The sequence below is a fragment of the Bacillus sp. FAU20 genome (assembly GCF_056033865.1).
Map to the genome: position 1 here is coordinate 13,746 of NZ_JBVYHY010000021.1, position 21,490 is coordinate 35,235.

The window sequence follows — 21,490 nt, forward strand, 5'->3', positions numbered from 1 at the left end:
GGAAGTTATGTATGATGAATGAAAAAAATCCACCTCTCGTTTCCATCCTTATTCCCACTTATAATCGGCCTCATTATTTCAAAATTGCTCTAGAAAGTGCATTGGCACAAACTTATTCAAATATTGAAATCATCATCGGAGATGATAGTACAAATGATGAAACAGCAACTTTAATACGCGAACAATACTTACCAAATTATAAAAATATAACATATATTCGAAATACCCCTACTCTAGGACAATTTCACAATGACCTTATGCTCATAGAAAAATCAAATGGTGAGTATATAAACTTTTTAATGGACGATGACGTGTTTTATAAGCATAAAATACAAAAAATGATGGCCTATTTTGAGCAAGATTCCAATAAAAATCTTGCTCTTGTTACTTCTTATCGAGTACGTATTGATGATTATGGAAATCTAATAGGTGATTCCCACCCAACACAAAGGTTATATAGTGAAGACACCCCATTAAACGGGATATTTTTAGGTAATTGGATGTTAAAGGGCGGGCACAACATTATCGGTGAGCCTACGACTACTTTGTTTCGAAAAAAATTACTCACTGAACCTTTTGGCACCCTTAAAGAGCGACAATATTCTTGTAGTGTTGATATGGCCTCATGGATTTCTTTACTTTCTAAAGGAAATGCAATATACATTTCTGAGCCTTTAAGTCAATTTCGCTACCATGCTGGACAACAAATACACAATAAGCTCCTTCAAGGTTGTGAAGATTTCACACACCTTGTTATAACAGCAAAAGAATATGGCTTTTTACAAAATACTATGGACTATAGAGCAGCTCTACTTAGTGCTTACCAATGGTGTAAAAGTTCCTTAAAATACTATCTTCATCAACTAGATATTTTTCCTGACGCACATGTACGTCTTTCCCATTGTTTGGATATAATTATTAAAGAGTTAAACAATTAAACTACTTTGCAAAATTAAAAGTGTATGGACTATATGTGAATCATTCGTATAGTTCATACATTCTTTCTCATACTATAAAGTGAAACTTTAATCAGCCCTCACCAATCGGGCTTTTACGGGCAGTTGATCCCCCACCTAACTTCTTCGCTTTCCCTGAATTTTGAGGTGGGGGTCTTACTGCCCATTAATGCGGGATAAAATCCATTACTATAAAGAGCAGTAGAAAGGAATACCTACATTGAAAGATCCAAATTCTCAATATCAAATAGACTACTTATTACTATTTATTTTATTTGCCATTGGGATTGTTAGTTGTTGTGCTATTGCAAGTGCACAAGCCTCTTTACCTCCATTTTTACAAAACGTCAATTTTGTACTAAAGCAAATCCAATGGTATTTCATTGGATTTATAGCCATTGGTGTTATTATGATTATCGACTTCGATCGTTATCAAAAAATTGCTTGGTATTTATACAGCTTTGCAATGGTACTACTTATTGGACTAGAACTTCAAGTACCAGGTGCCGTTACAATTAAAGGCGCTACCGCTTGGTACAGGCTCCCAGGTATCGGAAATTTTCAGCCTTCTGAAATTATGAAATTGTTTTTAATTATCGTCATTGGACGAATTATAGCAAATCATAATGAGAAATATTTTTCCCAAACGATACATGACGATTTTTTATTACTTGGAAAAATATTTGCGACAAGCTTGCCACCACTACTACTTATTGCAAAAGAACCAGATTTAGGAAACACAATGGTCATTTCAGCGATGCTTGCAGCAATGATACTAGTTTCTGGCATACGATGGCGTTTTATTTTCGGATTAGTTTCAGCTACTTTCGTGGCTGGATCTACATTAATATATATTTTTTTTACTCACACAGATTTTTTTAAAGCACACATTTTAAAAGAATATCAATTAAATCGCTTCTACGGATGGTTAGCACCTTACAAATATGATGCACAAGGCTATCAATTAAGACAAGCATTCTTAGCGACTGGATCCGGAGAAATGCAAGGAAAAGGATGGGAAAATGGACAAGTATATTTTCCAGAACCCCATACAGATTTTATTTTCACTAATGTCGCTGAACAATTTGGATTTCTAGGCGCAAGTGTCATTATTTCACTTTTTTTCTTACTCATTTTCCGAATGATTCATATCGCTTTAGAAAGTAATGACCCTTTCGGTAGTTACATTTGCGCTGGTACAATCGGAATGTTTACTTTCCAAGTATTTCAAAATATCGGGATGACAATTGGATTACTTCCCATTACAGGGATAACATTACCTCTTATGAGCTACGGAGGCAGTTCACTACTTACATACATGATTGCGATTGGATTCATTTTAAATGTTCGCTCAAGAACGAAAATCTTTATATTTAAATGAACAACATAAAACCGCTATATTTTTATCTCTATCCTTTTTTAGATATACTAATGAAAAATACGATGGAGGTTTAAATATGAAATATGACATTATAGGAGATATTCATGGATGCTTCCAAGAGTTTCAAAATTTAACGGAGAAGCTAGGATATAACTGGAGTAGCGGTCTACCAGTTCACCCTGACCAACGTAAACTTGCATTCGTTGGCGATATTACAGACCGTGGTCCTCATTCATTACGTATGATTGAAATTGTATGGGAACTTGTCATACATAAAAAAGAAGCTTATTACGCTCCTGGAAATCACTGTAATAAACTATATCGATTTTTCCTTGGGCGTAATGTAACAGTCGCTCACGGACTTGAAACAACTGTTGCTGAATATGAGGCACTTCCTTCTCATAAGCAAAACATTATAAAAGAAAAGTTTATCACTCTTTATGAACAATCACCGCTCTACCACATACTAGATGAAAAAAGAGTAATCGTATGTCACGCTGGAATTCGGCAAGATTACATAGGAAGACAAGATAAAAAAGTACAAACCTTTGTATTATATGGCGATATTACAGGAGAAAAGCATGCCGATGGCTCACCTGTCCGTCGCGATTGGGCACAAGAATACAAGGGACAAGCTTGGATTGTATATGGACATACACCAGTGGCAGAACCTCGATTCATCAATCAGACAGTCAATATTGATACTGGCGCTGTATTTGGTGGCAAATTAACCGGATTACGTTATCCTGAAATGGAGACTATCTCTGTCCCTTCTTCTTTACCTTTTGTAGCCGAGAAATTCCGTCCAATTTCATAACTACCTTACTTAGCGAAAGATTATCGTATTATTTAAGCAGATTTCATATAAAACTAGGTAAAGTAATTAAAAAAAGATGCAATAAAGTGCATCTTTTTTTAATTACCCTACATATAATGTCGCAGGAGGTGACAGAATGAAGAAAAAATCTTCTAAACAAAAAAGAAAATTTTCCCCTTTATATCTGCCCATGTACGGAATTAACAACTGGTGTAGTATTCGGGCTGCAGCGATAGAAGAACTGGAAGAACAAGAGTCATCAAAAAAAAGCAAAGTAAAACCAACATATGTCTCTTTAGAAAATGCTGTGATGAGCCGCATAATCGATCGCAGAAAAATAAAGATGCAACAAAAAAATAAACAGCTTTCAAATCAAGATGAACAGATACTACATTCTAACCAAACAGAAGAAAAGACGGAAGAAAATATTTCTGTAGCAGTGAATAAAGAAGTGGAACCAGAAATTCCAGCTGCTATTATAAACAAAGTAAAAAAAATAAAAGAAGCATTAGCTTCATCGAATGATATACAAATTGAAAAACCGCTCATAATTGAGACACCTACACCTGAAAATACAAAAGTTAAAAGAGGCGGCCGATATGCATATGCGGAAGGGCTTCACTCTCATGCAGAGGGCATGGCAGCACATGCGGAAGGCTTATTAACACATGCAAAAGGTTCTTTCTCTCATGCAGAAGGATCAAACTCAAAAGCAACTGGACATAGTTCGCATAGTGAGGGAAGTGAAACGACAGCAGGCGGCTCTTATTCTCATGCAGAGGGTAAACAGACGATCGCTTTAGGCGAAGCAGCACACGCAGAAGGAACCGCAACTATCGCTAACGGATCCTCTTCTCATGCGGAAGGTCATCATACATCAACAGCTCATTTTGCAGGTAGCCATATTATGGGGCGCTTCGGCACTGCAGAAGAAGCTTATTCTTGGTTTATTGCAAATGGTGTAAACGACACCGACCATAATATCGGTGCTAAATGGCTTGCCCATAATGGAGAAATGTACATTGAGGGCGCGTCTTACAATGCAAGCGGAACAGATTTTGCACAAATGTTTGAAACAGAAGATCCTACCCCTATTGATGTCGGTTATTTCGTTACATTTAGTAGCGAAGAAAAAATTCGGTTAGCTACTTCACACGATTCATTCATTTTAGGAATATCTAGTGCAACCCCTGCTCTTATAGGAAATAGCGGGGCTTTAAGTTGGCAAAAACGTTATAAAACAGATAACTTTGGAAAACGTCAATATGTATGGACGGAAACAGAAGAAATACAACCTCTTTTAAATACAGAATGGGATCCAACTTGCAAATATGTAGCAAGAAAAGATCGCGCCGAATGGCTTCCTGTCGGATTAATTGGACAAATGTTAGTACGTGATGACGGCACTTGCGAAGCACATGGATATTGTCGTCCAAATGACAATGGCATTGCTACAAAAGCCGAAAGTGGATTTTTCGTCATAAAGCGTACGGGTGAAAACCAAATTTTAATATTATTCCGCTAAGAAAAAAGGGAACAAAATTCTTTATAATATAAGAATTTTGTTCCCTTTTTAAGTATGCCGCAACACTTCTTGCATATCGCTTGGAAGCTTTATAGTAAAAGACATCTCTTTCTCTAAAATAGGATGATAAAACGTCAAAGATTTACTATGAAGTGCTTGCCGCTTCATTTCATCCCTTCTCCCTCCATATAAGCTATCACCAAGTAATGGATGTCCTATATGAGCCATATGCACACGAATTTGATGCGTTCTTCCTGTTTCAAGCTCAAGCGCTACATGTGTCTTATGATATGTACTATCAATTACTTTAAAATGAGTAACTGCCCTTTGTCCATCCTCACAAACCGTTCGCTCAATAATGCTATCAGATTTTCGACCAATTGGTGCATCAATCATTCCTTCTCGTTCTACAATCTTTCCGTGAACAATTGCTTCATACGTTCGTTTCACAGCTTTTTGTTGATGCTGCTTCGATAAAAGATGATGCACAAAACGATTTTTTGCAATAAGCATAAGCCCCGAAGTATCACGATCTAACCGTGTTACAATGTGCACTGTACTTGCAAGGTGCTGCTTATCATAATGAGATAAAAGCGCATTAGCAACACTCCCTGTCGGATGTTCTCTAGACGGAATTGTTGACATGTTCGCCTCTTTATTAATGATAAGAACCGCATCATCTTCATATACAATGTATAAAGGGATATCTTCTGCCATCATCCCTTCACTTCTTTCCTCCACTGGAAAAAAGATACGTAATTCTTCACTAGCGCGCAGCTGATGACGAACACTCGCATGTTGCCCATTTACTTCAATCGCCCCGCCGTGAAACTTTATATCCGTTAAAGCGGCTTTAGAAATACCTTTCGTTTTCAAAAATTCCCTAACTAAAGTTCCCTCTTCAGCCAGCCCTATATCCCATTTCAATGTAAATCTGTTCAAATATATAACCCTTTCTATTTATCTGCAACAAACGAGTCACGAACTCGTTTCCAGAACGGGAACGGGCGGAAACGAACAAATCGTACTTTCTCGTTTGCGACGCGATACTGGATTGATTTCACATCTTGATGAACCATCGTTAAATGATCCACTGTAATTTGTAAGTTCATTCCCGCAGCTGGCTTTAACACACATGTATGATGCTTCGGCAATACAAGTGGCGATCCTACAGTACGAAATACACGATTGTTAATGGACGCCATTTCTGCAATTTGAATCGCTTCAATAGATGGGTGAATAATTGCTCCGCCAAGCGCTTTATTATACGCGGTACTGCCTGAAGGAGTAGAGATACAAAGGCCGTCTCCGCGGAATGTTTCAAAATATTCTCCGCGTATTTCTACTTCTGTTACTAATGTACCTTCTGCACTTTTTACAGTCGCCTCATTCATCGCTAAATACTGTGACTCTTTACTTCCATTCACATAGCGAATAATTACTTCTAAAAGCGGATATTCCACCACTTGGAATGGTGTTTTCGCAATCGCAATTACTAATTTCTCTACTTCTGTCGGTAACCAATCTGCATAGAAACCTAAATGTCCTGTATGTACACCAACAAATGCTGTTTCATCCAATCGATTATAATAACGATGAAACGCATATAAAAGCGTTCCATCTCCCCCAACAGAAATTACAATATCGGGTTCCTGTTCATCCATTATAAATCCAAAATCTAGCAAGTACTCTTTCATCGTGCTTGCCAGTGTATCTGATGATTGATCTCCCTTTGACATAATTGTAAATTTCATCGCCCAACACCCTTTAGTTTATGATTCGGAATCTTTCGTTTCTTGCTTTCTTGAAAAAGCCTTTTGCGCTTCTTGAATTTCAAGACGAATAGAAGACATTTCTTCATCTAATAAAAACGCCGCTTCAGCTGCACGTTGCAAGCGTATTTTAATATCTTCAGGAAAACGTCCACTATATTTATAATTTAAAGAATGCTCAATTGTTGCCCAAAAGTTCATTGCTAGCGTGCGTATTTGGATTTCTACCAATACTTTTTGTTCACCCTGAATCGTTTGAACAGGATAACTAATGACAACATGATAAGAACGATAACCGCTATCTTTCTTTTGCGTGACATAATCACGTTCTTCCACGATTTCAAAGTCATTTCGTTTTCGAAGATATTCTACAACAGGCTTAATCTCATCAACAAATTGACACATCATTCTAAGCCCAGCAATATCCTGCATATCTTCTCTCAATCGGTCTAACGGTACATTTCTCTTCTCCGCTTTATCAATAATACTTGCAACCGACTTTACCCTTCCTGTTACAAACTCAATTGGAGAATGCTCTGTTAACATTGCAAATTGAGTACGCATTCCTTTTAGTTTCACTTTCAGCTCTGCCACCGCTTGGTGGTAAGGTGCTAAAAATTCTTCCCAATTTCGATTCATTTCAACCACCACCAAAATCAATCCATTTGCTTATAGAAATACTTTTTCTACAGCAGTTACTAGTTCTTCTCCGTAATTTGCATTACCTTCAATATTTTTAACTAAATATTCTACTTCTTCTTTTAATCCTTCTAATTCCATTTCAATGTCATTCACGCGAACGAACATAACCACATCGTTATTCATCGCTTCATGCATTGCTTCCCAGCATGTGTGCGGAATACTTACATAAATGAAAGATGATTCGTTTTCTAAGATATATAAAAATGATAAATTGTCTGAGTCTACAAGTACGTGATTACGCGCACTTAACTCCTTTACCTCTATTTCACTATTTTCCGCACAAAAAATAAGAGCATTCTCTCTCTTTTCTACGCTCTTAACTTGGATTTTATTTTGCATGCTCTAACTCCTCCATCTCAACTTCCTGTCTTACTTAACAGTATTATTGTATCATAACATGGACGCAAACAAATAAAACATTGAACCAAATTTATGAAAAAGCGATAATGTGTAAAGAATTATTTTTCAAAAGGAGATTATACAATGACACAAGAAATTGAAATTGAATTCAAAAATATCGTTACAAAAGAAGAATTCGATACATTATGTAAATCGTTTTCTATTGAAGCATTCACAAAACAAGTGAATCACTACTTTGAAACACCTGACTTCTCGTTAAAAGAAGCTGGCTCTGCACTTCGTATTCGTCATAAAGGAGAAACTTATACGTTAACGTTGAAACAACCTGCAGAAATCGGTTTATTAGAAACGCATCAAGTCGTAACAGAATACGAAGCAAAAATGATGATGGAAACAAACACAATCATTCAAGGAGCAGTAGTAGATCAATTACATAAATTACAAATTCCTGTTTCTGCTTTAACATATATGGGTAGTTTAACAACAGAAAGAGCAGAAACATTATTTAAAGGCGGAACGCTTGTCTTTGATCATAGTTTCTATTACAATCACGATGATTATGAAATTGAATTTGAAGTGCAAGATGAAGAAACAGGAAAAGCTGCATTTATTCATTTATTAACGCAACATAACATACCTGTTCGTCATACAAATAACAAAGTAAAACGCTTTTTTCTTGCCAAACAAAACAAAGCACGCTAAAGTGAAAATTCCACTAGTGAATATGTTTCACTAGTGGATACATCTCACTAAAAAAGTTTACACCCGTAGAATAAGCAAAGAATCTTTGAGAAAGCTGTTTATTTGCCCTCTCGAACATTCCATTGCTACAATAGATATACATTTCATGGAAAAAGGAGTTTATAAAGGATGAGCAAGCAACCGATGACACCATTTGAAGCAATTGGCGGTGAACAATGCATTGCAATATTAGTAGATACATTTTATTCCTACGTCAGTAAACACCCTGACTTATCTCCCATCTTCCCGGAAGATTTAACAGAAACCGCTAGGAAGCAGAAGCAATTTTTAACACAATATTTAGGTGGTCCTAATTTGTACACTGAAGAACATGGTCATCCTATGTTAAGAGCACGCCATCTCCCGTTTGAGATTACTCCAAAACGAGCAGAAGCTTGGCTATCATGTATGGAACAAGCAATGGATGATACTGAAGTGCATGGTCATATAAGAGAGTTTGTTTTTGAACGTTTAGCATTAACCGCTCAACACATGGTTAATACTCCAAACGAAACAGGTGAAGTGTAATGGATAAGCAGGAAGCAAAGCATATAAATATGCCATCTCCTTCCGCATGCGAGCATAAGTCTGTAGAAGCATATTTATTTATTGATCCACTTTGTAAAGATTGCTGGGAAATTGAGCCTTTTATTATTAAACTATGGCTTGAATACGGAAAATACTTCTCTATTCGTCATATCGTAACAGGAAAAGTGGATGGAACGAACGCTTCCTCACACAAATGGAATAAACCTGCTAATATTCGATTTGTGTGGGAAAAGACAACAAGTTTACAAGGTTTTTCATGTGATGGAAAGGTACATATGCAAGAAGCATCGTCAACACCATATTTAGTTTCGATGGCAATTAAGGCAGCGGAGTTGCAAGGCCGAAAAGCAGGTTCGAAGTTTTTGCGAAAACTCCAAGAATACATCTTCCTTGAAAATGTATCAAACCCTGACTGCGAACTATTACTTGCATGTGCGAAAGATAGCAATATTGATGTAGAAGAATTTAAAAAAGACCTACATTCTGCTAGTGCAAAAAAAGCTTTCCAATGTGACTTGAAATTCACGAATGAGATGCATATTACAGAAATACCCTCCCTCGTCTTTTTTCATGCGAACTCAGATGAAGAAGGTATTAAAATTGCTGGAAATTATTCCTACGATGTATACGTACAATTATTGAAAGAACTTGTAAAATGTGAAATTGAGCCAGAACCATTACCACCTTTAGAAGTGTTACTAGAAGCCACACAATTTATATCTTCAAAAGAAGTAGCATTTATTTATAACTGTCCGCAACAAGAAATTGAGCGCGAACTAAAAAAATTACAACTGAAACGAAAAGTGCAAATGATTGAAGTAAAATGCCAACGTTATTGGAAATGGATAGCAAAAGAAAAAGACCTGGTGTAAACACCAGGTCTTCTTCTTTACGGCTTATAAAAATATTAAAGGGGATGGGAGAAATTTTCACGTTCAAACAAAGGGGTATATGTTTGTATGTGAATTCGTTCACGCTTATTATATTACAAGATTCGACGTCAAATGACAACCCCTTTTGTCGATTTTCACACTTTTGTCACATTCTAAACGTTTTCATTTTTGAATAAGCTATAAAAAAGGTCATTTAGGGGGTTTATTTATGAAAAAATCTTATATTGCTCTTCTCTTTCTAGCTGTCATCGTTTCTTTTTTCTTGTACATCCTCTCTCTACTACAAGCTTTTCCTAAAATTATTGCCTTACCTCTTTTATTCGGAATCATCGTTATCACACTCTCTTATTTCAATTATAAAAAACGATTCAAAGGGTTTTAATTTCAAAAGTCAGCCGTAAAGCTATCCTTTCAGTTAGAAAAAACAAAGAAATCCACCCTTCTCTTCGACAAATATCGACATTGAATCTATTCAACAAAAAAGACGAGGATACAATCCCTCGTCTTTTTTCATTACTTTTCTTCAAATAATAATGCTTCTAATTCATTTAATTTCTCTTCAAATACTTGTAGCGCCTCTTTTACTGGTTCAGGAGATGCCATATCTACTCCTGCTTTTTTCAACACTTCAATTGGATAATCAGAGCTTCCTGCTTTTAAGAACTCGTTAATATAGCGTTCTACTGCTGGTTGTCCTTCTTCTAAAATCTGTTTAGATAGAGCGGTCGCTGCACTAAATCCTGTTGCGTATTGATATACGTAATAGTTGTAGTAGAAGTGTGGAATTCGAGACCATTCTAAACCAATCTCTTCGTCGATTACTAAAGCGTCACCGAAATATTTCTTATTTAAATCATAGTAGATTTCCGTTAGCATATCTGGCGTAACAGCATGTCCTTCTTGTACTTTCTTATGAATAGTATGTTCAAACTCTGCAAACATCGTTTGACGGAATACAGTACCACGGAATCCTTCTAAATAATGATTTAATAAATATAGACGCTCTTTCTTATCTTCTGTCGTTTTTAATAAATAATCATTTAGAAGCGCTTCATTACAAGTAGATGCCACTTCTGCTACGAAGATGGAATAATCACCATATACGTGCGGTTGTGTCTTTCTTGTATAGTAACTATGCACCGAATGACCAAACTCATGAGCAAGTGTAAATAAATTATTTACATTATCATGCCAGTTCATTAAAATATACGGATTTGTTCCATATGCACCAGATGAATATGCCCCGCTTCGTTTTCCTTTATTCTCATACACATCTACCCAGCGATTTTCATATGCTTCTTTCAAAATACCAACATATTCATCACCAAGTACGTTTAAAGATTTTAATAAAAGGTCTTGCGCTTCTTCGTATTTCACATTCATTTTCACTTCTGGTACAAGTGGTGTATATAAATCATACATATGAAGCTCATTAAGTCCTAATGCACGCTTACGAATATCGATGTAACGGTGTAATAAATGTAAGTTATCATTTACCGTTTCAACGAGTTGATCGTATACTGCTTCCGGAATATTATTATTGCTCAGTGCAGCTTGGCGAGCAGAATCGTATTTACGAACACGCGCATTGAAATTATTACGTTTTACTGCTCCACTTAACGTACTTGCGAATGTGTTTTTAAATTTTCCGTACGTTTCATATACAGCTTTAAATGCATCTTCGCGAACACGACGATCATCACTTTCTAAAAACTGAATGTAACGACCATGTGTAATTTCTATTTCTTCTCCGTCTTCACCTTTAATAGATGGGAATTTTAAATCCGCGTTATTCAACATACCGAATGTATTGCTTGATGAACTCATTACTTCAGATGCTTCCGCTAATAAAGCTTCTTCAGCTTCTGATAATACGTGCGGGCGTTGACGTGTAATTTCTTCTAATGCATGTTCATATACACTTAAATCTCTATTTTCCTTCAAGAATGTTTGCAGTGTATCTTCTGAAATAGATAAAATTTCAGGCACAATATACGCTGTGCCACTAGATACTTGTGAATATAAATTTGTTGCGCGATCATTTAATGCTTGATACACAGAGTTTGTTGTATCTTGATCGTAACGCATATGAGCATATGTATAGAGCTTACCTAATCGCATTGAAATTTCATCTTCATATTGCAATGTCTCAAGTAAATTGTCCGCAGAATCACCAAGTTTCCCTTTAAATTCAGTTAACTTCGGTAATAGCTCCTTAATAGCTTGGAATTCTTTTTCCCATTCTGCATCTGTTTGGAAAATATCTTCTAATCGCCACGTACTTGCTTCTTCAATCTCATTGCGATCTGGTAATGTTTTCGCTTTGTTTTGTTCAGACATTCTTTAAGCCCTCCTTTAAATATCTCTACTTAAGTACAATTCGTTTTTTTCTTATGTAATTCCTTCACAATCAGTCTTTATTATATCCCCTTTTCCTTCTCTCATGTTGTACTTTGCCTCAAATAAAGATAAGGCATACGCTAAACAAGTTTCATCATATTTCATAACTTCCTCCTCTGTTTTTAACATAACGATCCCCCTTATTTTCCGGTACTTATAAGCCTCCACTTTACGTAATACACCTGTATAACATAAAAATGTCATATATTCAGTAACTGCTACTTTCCATATATGCTTTGAAAAGTACGGGAGCATACGCCTTTTCGTATACTTTTTTACATAACTACACACATATTGAATAGAAATACAATCCCCTACCGCAAGCTCACCTATACACTTCATATATAGAAATGCTTGCCATATAAATGGATTTGTTTGAAAAGCAAATGAGGATGGGAGCGGCACACCAATTTCAGAAGGAAAATTTGCTGGGGTACATTTACATTGATATAAAAAGCGTAATAGTGACTTATAATTATAATTCCAAATAGGCAAAGCATTTTTTCGAAAATAGTCCTTTCGTTGCTTCCATTCTCGGTCTAATATTTCTTTTTGGAAAGGAACAGAGGAAAAGAGTAGTTCAAAAGTAGTCGTTTCAGTTGGTAAATATATAGTATGTGAGAAAGAGACGCTTGTAGAAAATGAAGTAAGAAACGCGCATTTCATAAATGATTTTTGTTTGGAACAGAAGAAAATAAGAAATGGTTGAGGATAAGATTGTAAGGAGAAAGCCATAAGTGAGGAGAATTTCATCCAATATGCAGATTGCTTTTTCAATTGATTTCCACCAATGATCCAAATGACCTGTATACCCGCTCGCCAATACGAATATGTTCGTTTGTACAGCTGCTCTATAGAAAGGTTTGCGCATTGGTATTCAATCGCAATTTTTCTCCCTGCTCTCTCTATAAAAATATCTGGCCGTTGCTGAATCTCTGGCATATAACGCTCTATATCTACATGAAAGTTTTGACGTTTGAACCATTTATATAACAATTCTTTACCGTGCCTATGATACATAGATTCCGCTTCATAAAAGGCAAGACATGAATCCACTTTTTTATGAGCAAAATGCCAACTTTTTTGTTTCCCTAATTTCATTTGTACTTCCTTTCCACAAGCTACACAAAAGAATCGTTCCTGTTGACGCATACGGCGCAAAAGCTCTTCATTACAATTGTAGAGTAAATGAATTTTTTCTCCGTTTTCTCTTTTAGCGATAAATATCGTAATCACACCCTTTCAGCTCCTTATATTCTACAATTTGTTACAAATTCCTTTAAAAAAGAGATGTCCCAATTTCGGACATCTCTTTTTATAATAAAGGCGATAATAACCGGTACGTTGATTCAACAATTCGTCTATGAAGACGCCTTTTATGAAAACGATCGACGTGAATTTCACTGGATTCTTCTAAATCGTCTTTAAAATCTTGAACAAGCTTTCGAATGCTATCTGTATCATATAAAAAGGCATTTACTTCAAAATTTAAATGAAAACTTCTCATATCCATATTAGCTGTCCCAATTGAAGCTAAATCAGAATCGACAATGACAACTTTACTATGGAGAAAACCTTTTTCATACTCATATATCTTTACCCCTGCATCTAAAAGCTCTGGGAAATACGATCTCGATGCGTAAAAGACAGTACGCTTATCAGGCTTACTCGGCATTAACAAACGAACATCGATACCAGCAAGTGCAGCAACCTTTAATGCGGATAAAATATCATCATCCGGAATGAAATACGGCGTTGCAATCCAAATGGATTTCCGCGCAGAAGCAATCATTGCGAAATATAAATGCTTAATTGTTTCCCACTTATTATCCGGTCCACCTGCAACGAGCTGCACGCCTCCCCAATGTTCCCCCTCAACTGCTTTCGCTTGTAAATATTCAGGGGCTAGCACAGCCTCACCAGTCATATAAAACCAATCTTGAAGGAAAATAAGCTGCAAACTTTGTACAGCTTCACCACGCAAATATAAATGTGTGTCTCGCCAAAAGCCGAAGTACTTATCCTTGCCTAAATATTCATCACCAATATTTAATCCACCTACAAATCCTTCATTTCCATCAATAATAACGATTTTTCGGTGGTTTCGATAATTAATCTTATCGTTTAAAATCGGAAAGCGCACAGGGAAGAACGGAATCATTTCGACACCTGCATCGTTTAATTCTTCAATATACGATTTTGATAATTTAAAACTTCCAACCGCATCATATAAAAAACGAACGACTACGCCCTCTTTTGATTTTTGTATTAAAATATCTTTAATTTCTGTTCCAAGCTTATCATCACGCACAATGTAATATTCCATATGAATGTGATGTTTCGCTCGTTTTAATCCATCTAAAATGGCCTGAAACGTTTCATCTCCATTTGTTAATGTTCTCGTTTCAGTTTGAAATGAAATATTTAAAGCGCCTAAGCGATCCGCTAAACGAAATAATAGCTCTTGATGCTTATGATTGCGCAAAATCCGTTCTTCGTAATCTTCATGCCCTTTATATTGTAAAAACGCCTGTTCATCAAGTAAAGCCTTCTTTTGGAACATTCTTTTTCTCCGAAAATTTTGTCCAAATAATAAATAAGCAAAGAAGCCAAATACCGGAAAAATACCTAACACAATTAACCATGTAAGTGTTTTTGACGGATGACGGTTCTCTAAGAAAATAACGCAGCCAATTAAAAACGCAGATACTGTAAATAAAATACTAATAATACCTAAAATCGAAACATCTTTTATCCCAATCACATCCGAATAAAATGCTACATCAATAAACATACGTAGTGAAACAAATAATGCGAACAATAGAAAAACAAAGAAAATCAACTTTAACGTATTTTTCATCTCTTACCTCCTAACTAAGAAAGCTTTCCTATTCTTCATATAAAAAGCCGATTTCATACTACAGAAATCGGCCTACGTTTTAGCAGGAAAATTATTGCGAATCGTTTCAAGCGCATGCTCTTTCACAATTTGTTTTCCATACTCACTTACACGATGAATTGTTAAAGTTGATTCTTCTCCATATTCTAAAATAATACTTAAAATACGATCAATTTCTTCTTCATCATGTAGCACTTCATCGAATTCCACATATACATAATAGCGGTTCTCAAATGAATACAGCTCATCTTTTATATCTTCAAAGATAAGACGATGACTTAATGAAATGACATCTTCAAAATCATTAAATTTAATTAAAAAGCCAAACGTACCATCTTCATTAAAGGTTGTTCCTGTTTGTTCTTCTACCTCTTCGACTAACTCTTGCTGGAATAATGATTCGATGCCTTCATCTAGAGGAATATCTATAATTTTGTCTACCCCTATCGGTAGTTCCAGCTTTTGCCCGTCCTTTGAAAGCTCTGCTTTCGTGACAAGTACTTCAATCCCTTTATCGACTGCTTGCACTTGAATCCATAACGGTCCATCAATAAAGAAATCGTCATGATCACGAGCTTCGTCCATCATCTCCCAAAAGAGCTCTTCACTTCGTTCGCGATCATACCAAATTTCTTCACGATTAAATCCTCTATCCTCTATATCAATGTACGTAATAAAAAATTTCATCGTATGATCATTAATTCTTTCAATATCCAAAATACAACTCTCCCTTCCTGCTTAGAATTGTTATGAAGGGATTCCCCACTCATATGACAAATCAATAGATTCTTGTACTCTCATTTTATGATAAGATTCTCCAGAATGGAAATAAAATCGATTTATTTTACAAAAATAGTTATATGCCTATCTTTACTCGATCAACTACATAAATATATTATTATAGCGATTTCTTACTTACAAAAAATTTGGACATACATTTCCACATTCCCCCGTACACTGTAATAAAGTGAAACTTCTATTGGAAGAGATTACTTAACAACAACTTTCTTCATCACATACATATAGTTCGCTTATTAAAACATCATAAATGGAGGCAGACGAATGGACTTAGAGTTTTTAACATCAGTACTAATGATTGTCGGTATCGATGTTGTATTAGGTGGTGACAATGCAATCGTCATCGCACTAGCTAGCCGAAACTTACCTGAATCGAAACGAAATAAAGCCATTTTGATCGGTACTCTTTTAGCAATCGTACTAAGAATTGTCCTTACTATACTAGCTGTCTATTTACTCGACATTCCATTTCTGCAACTTATCGGGGGCGTTTTACTTACATTAATCGCAGTAAATTTATTAACTGATAATAGCAACGATCTTTCTTCTATTCAAGGAAAAACAACTTTATTTCAAGCGGTGCGTACAATTGTATTCGCGGACCTTGTTATGGGGTTTGATAATGTTATTGCCATTGCAGGTGCAGCTCACGGGAGATTTTTACTCGTCATAATCGGCTTACTCATTTCTATCCCGATTATTATTTGGGGTAGCAAACTTATTTTAATACTTATGGAACGATTTCCATTCCTCATTTATTGTGGTGCAGCGATTCTTTCCTATACTGCAGGAAAAATGGTTACACATGAAGACAGACTTGCAACCTTTTTTCATAACAACCCAAGTTTCACTGCAAGCATTCCTTATTTGTTCATTTTCACTATTTTATGCATCGGCTTTATCGTACAACAAGTTCAATTACGCAATGTGAAACATTAAAAAAAACCTTCTACTATATAATAGGTAGAAGGTTTTCATATTATTATAATTAATTTACAAGACGTTGTGCTTCACGTAATTGGAACGTTCTTACTGTACGTGGTAAGAAACGGCGAATTTCGTCTTCGTTGTAACCAACTTGAAGGCGTTTCTCGTCAATCATAATTGGACGACGTAAAATCCCTGGATAGTCACGAATCATCTTATATAAATCTTGAAGTGGTAAAGACTCTAAGTTTACATTCAATTCTTGGAAAACTTTCGAACGAGTAGAAATAATCTCATCCGTTCCGCTTTCTGTCATACGTAAAATCTCTTTAATTTCCTCAATCGTTAATGGATCTGAGAAAATATTACGTTCTGTATAAGGAATATGATTTTCCTCTAGCCATAATTTCGCCTTTCTACAAGACGTACAGCTTGGAGAACTATATAATGTTACCATACAAAGCTCACTCTCCTTAAAGAGTACAAATTCTGTACTAAATACAGTTTTAATTTCTAACTTCAGCAATTTTTCGCGATAACTTGTCTTATTAAAAAGTACAAAAATCGCATTTCATGTAAGCAACAACTTATAATAAACAACAATTACTTTTAATAAGTAACTTCTATAATCATTATACAATAGATTTTGCAAGAAATATACAGTAAATTTCCTGCTAGTTGAGAAAACTCTTCCGTGTATTCCACTGCTATGTAACATGATTACGCTCACTTCAGCTGTACTTGAACAATAACTTTCAACCCTTTTACTACTCACTTCCCATAGATTTTTCATATAATATATAGTTATTTATCTATAATCTTTCCTATGAAAAAGAGAACGTTTTCTTACTTTTTCGTGATAAATCAATTAAGAAATGTAAGACTATACAAATGAGAACGAAAAGGAACGTTTGTTCTCATTTTAACAAACATTCCCCCTCCTGTCTACAAGATTTCTAAAGTAAACCGAAAATTTTTCTGACATTTCTTTCTTTTTTATTTTTTATCTCATACAATAAACATACAGACAGGCAAAGGGGGAGTTTGCAAATGATTGCTTTTTTTATTGATTTTATTACGGTTGCTGCCCTCATCATCGGAATAACAGCATTGATTGGTGTCATTACAAATAGCATTGGTGAAAAACTCTTTGGTGGAAAAGAAAAAATGAAGTTTGTTAACAAAAGTTCGGATGTACAATCCGGCTGGAACGAAGTTGGCGGAAAAGGCATTTATAAGAAACGAACGTATTAAAAAAAGCAGGTGGTTAGCCTGCTTTTTTTATTTTCCTACGGACGCCCACTTAAAGCTTAAATCTCCGCCATATTTATGGTTGTACATATCTTTAATTGTTTCTCTTTGTAAGTATGCTCTACCACGTTGATATACTGGAACGATTGCAGCGTCATCAAGTAACATTTTTTCTGCTTCTAATAAGTTTTTCCAACGAGCATTTACATCGCTTCCATCTTTTTTCGCCTTCATAATGATTTCATCGTATTTTGGATTAGAGTACTTCATCTTATTTTGTGACCCATCTGTTACAAACATATCAAGATATGTAATTGGATCTGGGAAGTCCGCACTCCATCCAGAGAATGACATGACATAATCGCCCGCATCTTCTAATTTTAGTTTTTGTGCGAATGGTTGTTGTTTAATCTTTACTGTTAAACCTGGTAAATTCTTTTCTAATTCACCTTTTAAATATTCACCAGTTTTCTTTGATAACTCTACATCTTCATTTAATAATTCTAATTCGATTTCATTTTTACCAAGTTCTTTTTTACCAGCTTCCCAATATTTTTTCGCTTCTTTCGCGTTTGGTTTTACAATATCCCCGTTTACAGCACGGAAATCTTTTTTATCTGGTCCTTTAATAAAGTTATCAGGAATTAATCCTGTCGCTGGCTTAGAACCGTTATTTAATAATGTATCCACGAATGGCTTACGGTCAAAAGCAAGTGAAATTGCTTTACGAATATTTTTATTTGCTAAAGCTGGATCTTTTTGATTTAAACGAAGGAAGAACACAGATGTATCTTCTACTGTTTGGAAATCTGGTTTTCCTTTATATTTATCAATAAACTCCGCTAATAACGACGCTCGATCAATTGCATTTGTTTCATATAAGTTAATTGGCGTAGATGTATCTTTTACAATATTAAAGTTTACTTCCTCAATCTTCACTTCTTTATTGTCCCAATATGACGCGCTCTTTGTCATTTTAAAGCTACGTTCATGTTGCCAATCACTTAATGTAAATGGTCCGTTATAAAGCGTTGTATTCGCTTCCAAACCAAACTTCGTACCTTGCTCTTTCACAAACTTTTCATTCACAGGATAGAAGATTGGATATACCATTAAATCTACAAGGTATGGAATGGTATTATCTAATTCCACTTCTAATGTATAATCATCAATCGCCTTTACCCCTAATTGATCCGGACTCATCTCTTTTTTATTAATTTTCTCTGCATTTTTTATATCATACATAATGTACGCTGATTTCGCAGCTGTATCTGGGTTAATCGCTCTTTGCCATGCGTATACGAAATCTTTTGCCGTCACAGGCTCACCATTTGACCATTTTGCGTCTTCACGTAATTTAAATGTATATTTTTTACCATCTTCTGATTTTTTGAATTCCTTCGCTACACCAGGAACTAGCTTATCATCTTTTCCTAAACTGTATAAGCCTTCCATCGTATTAGTCATTACTCTTGAAGAAACTGCATCAGCTGATAATGCTGGATCCATCGTTGGTATTTCTTGCGTTTCAATTAAGTTAATAACTTGCTTTGCGCCGCTTTTCCCGCTATCCCCTTTTGCGTTCGCTTGCGGTTCATCTTTTTGATAGCTACATGCCCCTAACATCATGCTCATCGCTACTGTTGATGCTACAAAAACTGGTATCTTTTTTTTCATACTTCCACCCTCCAAAAAAAATGTTAACCCTTTCATTTTCAAACAGAAAGAAATATATATATGTTCTAATAATTCATATTATACACACAAATATATTTTTTGTATATTTATATTTCTATTTTATTAAAATTTTCCGTTTTAAAATATATCTTTGTAAACGTTTTATATTACCGATAATCCTTACTAAAGTACTGAAAATAATTATTTTTATATTTTTCTAAATTATCAGAGAAAAATAAATTTTATATTTTATAATACTTTATGCATAATTATCCCACCCTTTTTAACATAAAATAGCAGACCCTTCATATTAAAAATATGTAGGCTAAAATGAGTGCAAAGGTTAAGAAAGTATGTTACGATACATTTTGCTAAAAATAGATATCGGTAAAGAGGGGACGGACATGACAGCAATTCAGGCAAAAAATGGACCGACAGAGAAATTAAGTTTATTCTTATTAACATGGCCTATTTTTCTAGAAGTTTTTCTTTTTATGTTAATGGGGATCGCTGATACTTTCATGTTAAGTGCATTATCAGACGATGCTGTATCTGGGGTTGGTGCAGCGAATCAATATCTTCATATTGCGATTTTGGTATTAGAAGTCATCGGGAACGGCGCTGCTATCGTTGTATCTCAATACCTCGGTTCCAAACGCTTTATGGAAGCATCTAAAATATCAGCATTAGCCGTCACATTAAATTTAATAGTTGGGCTCGTTATAAGTGCTGGTTTTCTTTTATTTTCGAAACATATGATGCTCGCAATGAACTTACAAGGCGATGTACTAACGTATGCGCAAAACTACTTATCTATCGTCGGAGGAGCCATCTTCCTACAAGCTATTATTAACTCATTAGCCGCAATTATCCGTGTACACGGTTTTACAAAGCAAGCGATGTTTATTTCACTCGGAATGAATATGATTCATATCGCTGGAAACTACGTACTCATTTTCGGGAAATTTGGTTTCCCTGAGCTCGGTGTACAAGGGGCTGCAATTTCTTCTGCTATCAGTCGATCGATCGCACTTATTGTTTTCTTCTGGTTACTATACCGCGTTATGGAATATCGTGTAAAATTACAATATTACTTCACTTTATCCAAAGAATACATTGGGAAAATTTTAAAAATTGGCATTCCATCTGCATTTGAACAAGTGATGTATCAAGCTTGTCAAATCGTCTTCCTTTATTACGCAACGTACTTAGGAACGGAATCATTAGCTGCTAGACAATACGCTACTAACATTTCCATGTTCACTTATTTATTTGCAATTGCAATTGGTATGGGAACAGCCATTATTATCGGCCGCCTCGTTGGTGGTGGCGAAAAGGATGAAGCATACGAACGCTTGTGGAAAAGTGTAAAATGGGCAATTGGTGTAACTTTATGTATGGTCGCTCTCGTTATTACATTCCGTACACAATTAATGGGACTGTTTACAGATAATCCGCACATTATCGGGTTAGGCGCAAGTGTTCTTTTACTAAGTGTACTACTTGAAACGGGACGCACGATGAACATCGTCATCATTAATTCGCTTCGTGCAGCTGGTGATGCAAAATATCCTGTTTTAATCGGTGCATTTTCTATGGTGTTAATGAGTTTACCACTAGGTTACTTTTTCGCCTTTCATTTAGATATGGGGCTCGTTGGTATTTGGCTAGCGATCGCCATCGACGAATGGACACGTGCCATAATTATGTTCTTCCGCTGGAAAAGTAGAGCGTGGGAACGTTATGCACTTGTTAAACCCGAGGAGCAAGAAGAGAATATTTCTGTTCAAGTTCAGTAATTTTGCATATGGATATCACTAATGGTACATGAGATTTATCCTA

The 21,490-nt window shown here is 35.5% G+C and carries 21 protein-coding genes; 11 read left to right on the forward strand and 10 right to left on the reverse strand.

Features of this window, described 5'->3' with window-relative positions:
- Nucleotides 1-11 precede the first annotated feature (11 nt).
- The 4 genes from AC0OM3_RS13865 to AC0OM3_RS13880 all read left to right on the forward strand — a co-directional run bounded on the left by AC0OM3_RS13865 (nucleotide 12) and on the right by AC0OM3_RS13880 (nucleotide 4,679).
- A complete protein-coding gene (locus AC0OM3_RS13865) occupies nucleotides 12-938 on the forward strand; it encodes a glycosyltransferase family 2 protein (RefSeq protein ID WP_002163893.1) in 927 nt (308 codons plus the stop codon).
- A 238-nt stretch (nucleotides 939-1,176) separates the two neighbouring features.
- Nucleotides 1,177-2,337 (forward strand): FtsW/RodA/SpoVE family cell cycle protein, encoded by a 1,161-nt coding sequence (locus AC0OM3_RS13870; protein ID WP_000654688.1) that lies wholly within the window; start codon nucleotides 1,177-1,179, stop codon nucleotides 2,335-2,337.
- A gap of 76 nt (nucleotides 2,338-2,413) precedes the next feature.
- The gene (gene prpE / locus AC0OM3_RS13875) at nucleotides 2,414-3,154 is read left to right on the forward strand and encodes a bis(5'-nucleosyl)-tetraphosphatase PrpE (protein ID WP_000872696.1); all 741 of its coding nucleotides are present in this window, start codon (nucleotides 2,414-2,416) and stop codon (nucleotides 3,152-3,154) included.
- 136 nt (nucleotides 3,155-3,290) lie between these two features.
- Entirely contained in the window at nucleotides 3,291-4,679 is a 1,389-nt protein-coding gene (locus tag AC0OM3_RS13880) for a peptidase G2 autoproteolytic cleavage domain-containing protein (protein WP_000730522.1), read from the forward strand.
- Nucleotides 4,680-4,727: 48 nt separating this feature from the next.
- On the opposite strand, the gene AC0OM3_RS13885 is transcribed toward AC0OM3_RS13880, so the two are convergent.
- Genes AC0OM3_RS13885 through AC0OM3_RS13900 form a run of 4 tightly spaced genes read right to left on the reverse strand, consistent with a single transcriptional unit; the run spans nucleotide 4,728 to nucleotide 7,492 of the window.
- Nucleotides 4,728-5,621 carry an RluA family pseudouridine synthase gene (locus AC0OM3_RS13885; protein WP_001079125.1) on the reverse strand — a complete coding sequence of 298 codons (894 nt, stop codon included), beginning with the start codon at nucleotides 5,619-5,621 and terminating at the stop codon, nucleotides 4,728-4,730.
- Nucleotides 5,622-5,635: 14 nt separating this feature from the next.
- A complete protein-coding gene (locus AC0OM3_RS13890; protein ID WP_000673195.1) occupies nucleotides 5,636-6,433 on the reverse strand; it encodes an NAD kinase in 798 nt (265 codons plus the stop codon).
- A gap of 18 nt (nucleotides 6,434-6,451) precedes the next feature.
- The gene (gene yjbM, locus AC0OM3_RS13895) at nucleotides 6,452-7,090 is read right to left on the reverse strand and encodes a GTP diphosphokinase (protein WP_001081482.1); all 639 of its coding nucleotides are present in this window, start codon (nucleotides 7,088-7,090) and stop codon (nucleotides 6,452-6,454) included.
- A 30-nt stretch (nucleotides 7,091-7,120) separates the two neighbouring features.
- A complete protein-coding gene (locus tag AC0OM3_RS13900) occupies nucleotides 7,121-7,492 on the reverse strand; it encodes a UPF0738 family protein (protein ID WP_131250275.1) in 372 nt (123 codons plus the stop codon).
- 144 nt (nucleotides 7,493-7,636) lie between these two features.
- Here AC0OM3_RS13900 and AC0OM3_RS13905 point away from each other — a divergent pair, with 144 nt between their 5' ends.
- The 4 genes from AC0OM3_RS13905 (at nucleotide 7,637) to AC0OM3_RS13920 (ending at nucleotide 10,078) form a co-directional block, all read left to right on the forward strand.
- Nucleotides 7,637-8,215, forward strand: a complete 579-nt coding sequence (locus AC0OM3_RS13905) for a CYTH domain-containing protein (RefSeq protein WP_000191124.1) — start codon at nucleotides 7,637-7,639, stop codon at nucleotides 8,213-8,215.
- Between the two features lie 168 nt (nucleotides 8,216-8,383).
- Nucleotides 8,384-8,782 (forward strand): globin domain-containing protein, encoded by a 399-nt coding sequence (locus tag AC0OM3_RS13910; protein WP_000043384.1) that lies wholly within the window; start codon nucleotides 8,384-8,386, stop codon nucleotides 8,780-8,782.
- Nucleotides 8,782-9,675 (forward strand): ClpXP adapter SpxH family protein, encoded by an 894-nt coding sequence (locus AC0OM3_RS13915; RefSeq protein ID WP_000360646.1) that lies wholly within the window; start codon nucleotides 8,782-8,784, stop codon nucleotides 9,673-9,675. The genes AC0OM3_RS13910 and AC0OM3_RS13915 overlap by 1 nt, the downstream gene beginning before the upstream one ends.
- Nucleotides 9,676-9,904: 229 nt before the next feature.
- Nucleotides 9,905-10,078: a hypothetical protein gene (locus tag AC0OM3_RS13920; RefSeq protein ID WP_000750355.1), complete on the forward strand. Its 174-nt coding sequence runs from the start codon at nucleotides 9,905-9,907 to the stop codon at nucleotides 10,076-10,078.
- Between the two features lie 131 nt (nucleotides 10,079-10,209).
- On the opposite strand, the gene pepF is transcribed toward AC0OM3_RS13920, so the two are convergent.
- The 4 genes from pepF to mecA form a co-directional block, all read right to left on the reverse strand.
- On the reverse strand, nucleotides 10,210-12,036 hold the full coding sequence (gene pepF / locus AC0OM3_RS13925) for an oligoendopeptidase F (protein WP_131250273.1): 1,827 nt from the start codon (nucleotides 12,034-12,036) through the stop codon (nucleotides 10,210-10,212).
- Between the two features lie 51 nt (nucleotides 12,037-12,087).
- Nucleotides 12,088-13,332 (reverse strand): competence protein CoiA, encoded by a 1,245-nt coding sequence (locus tag AC0OM3_RS13930; protein ID WP_061883896.1) that lies wholly within the window; start codon nucleotides 13,330-13,332, stop codon nucleotides 12,088-12,090.
- 79 nt (nucleotides 13,333-13,411) lie between these two features.
- A complete protein-coding gene (locus tag AC0OM3_RS13935; protein WP_000799199.1) occupies nucleotides 13,412-14,956 on the reverse strand; it encodes a cardiolipin synthase in 1,545 nt (514 codons plus the stop codon).
- A gap of 72 nt (nucleotides 14,957-15,028) precedes the next feature.
- Nucleotides 15,029-15,712, reverse strand: coding sequence for an adaptor protein MecA (gene mecA, locus AC0OM3_RS13940; RefSeq protein WP_000350719.1), 684 nt, complete (start codon nucleotides 15,710-15,712; stop codon nucleotides 15,029-15,031).
- Between the two features lie 345 nt (nucleotides 15,713-16,057).
- Between mecA and AC0OM3_RS13945 the strand changes: the two genes are divergently transcribed.
- The gene (locus AC0OM3_RS13945; RefSeq protein WP_474212145.1) at nucleotides 16,058-16,732 is read left to right on the forward strand and encodes a TerC family protein; all 675 of its coding nucleotides are present in this window, start codon (nucleotides 16,058-16,060) and stop codon (nucleotides 16,730-16,732) included.
- A gap of 49 nt (nucleotides 16,733-16,781) precedes the next feature.
- Here the strand turns inward: AC0OM3_RS13945 and spx are convergent, their stop codons facing one another.
- A complete protein-coding gene (gene spx, locus AC0OM3_RS13950) occupies nucleotides 16,782-17,177 on the reverse strand; it encodes a transcriptional regulator Spx (protein WP_000258267.1) in 396 nt (131 codons plus the stop codon).
- Between the two features lie 593 nt (nucleotides 17,178-17,770).
- Here spx and AC0OM3_RS13955 point away from each other — a divergent pair.
- Entirely contained in the window at nucleotides 17,771-17,974 is a 204-nt protein-coding gene (locus tag AC0OM3_RS13955; protein WP_074594715.1) for a hypothetical protein, read from the forward strand.
- Nucleotides 17,975-18,001: 27 nt separating this feature from the next.
- On the opposite strand, the gene AC0OM3_RS13960 is transcribed toward AC0OM3_RS13955, so the two are convergent.
- Entirely contained in the window at nucleotides 18,002-19,648 is a 1,647-nt protein-coding gene (locus tag AC0OM3_RS13960; protein WP_000727245.1) for a peptide ABC transporter substrate-binding protein, read from the reverse strand.
- A 353-nt stretch (nucleotides 19,649-20,001) separates the two neighbouring features.
- Here AC0OM3_RS13960 and AC0OM3_RS13965 point away from each other — a divergent pair, with 353 nt between their 5' ends.
- Nucleotides 20,002-21,447 (forward strand): MATE family efflux transporter, encoded by a 1,446-nt coding sequence (locus AC0OM3_RS13965; RefSeq protein WP_474212148.1) that lies wholly within the window; start codon nucleotides 20,002-20,004, stop codon nucleotides 21,445-21,447.
- Nucleotides 21,448-21,490 lie beyond the last annotated feature (43 nt).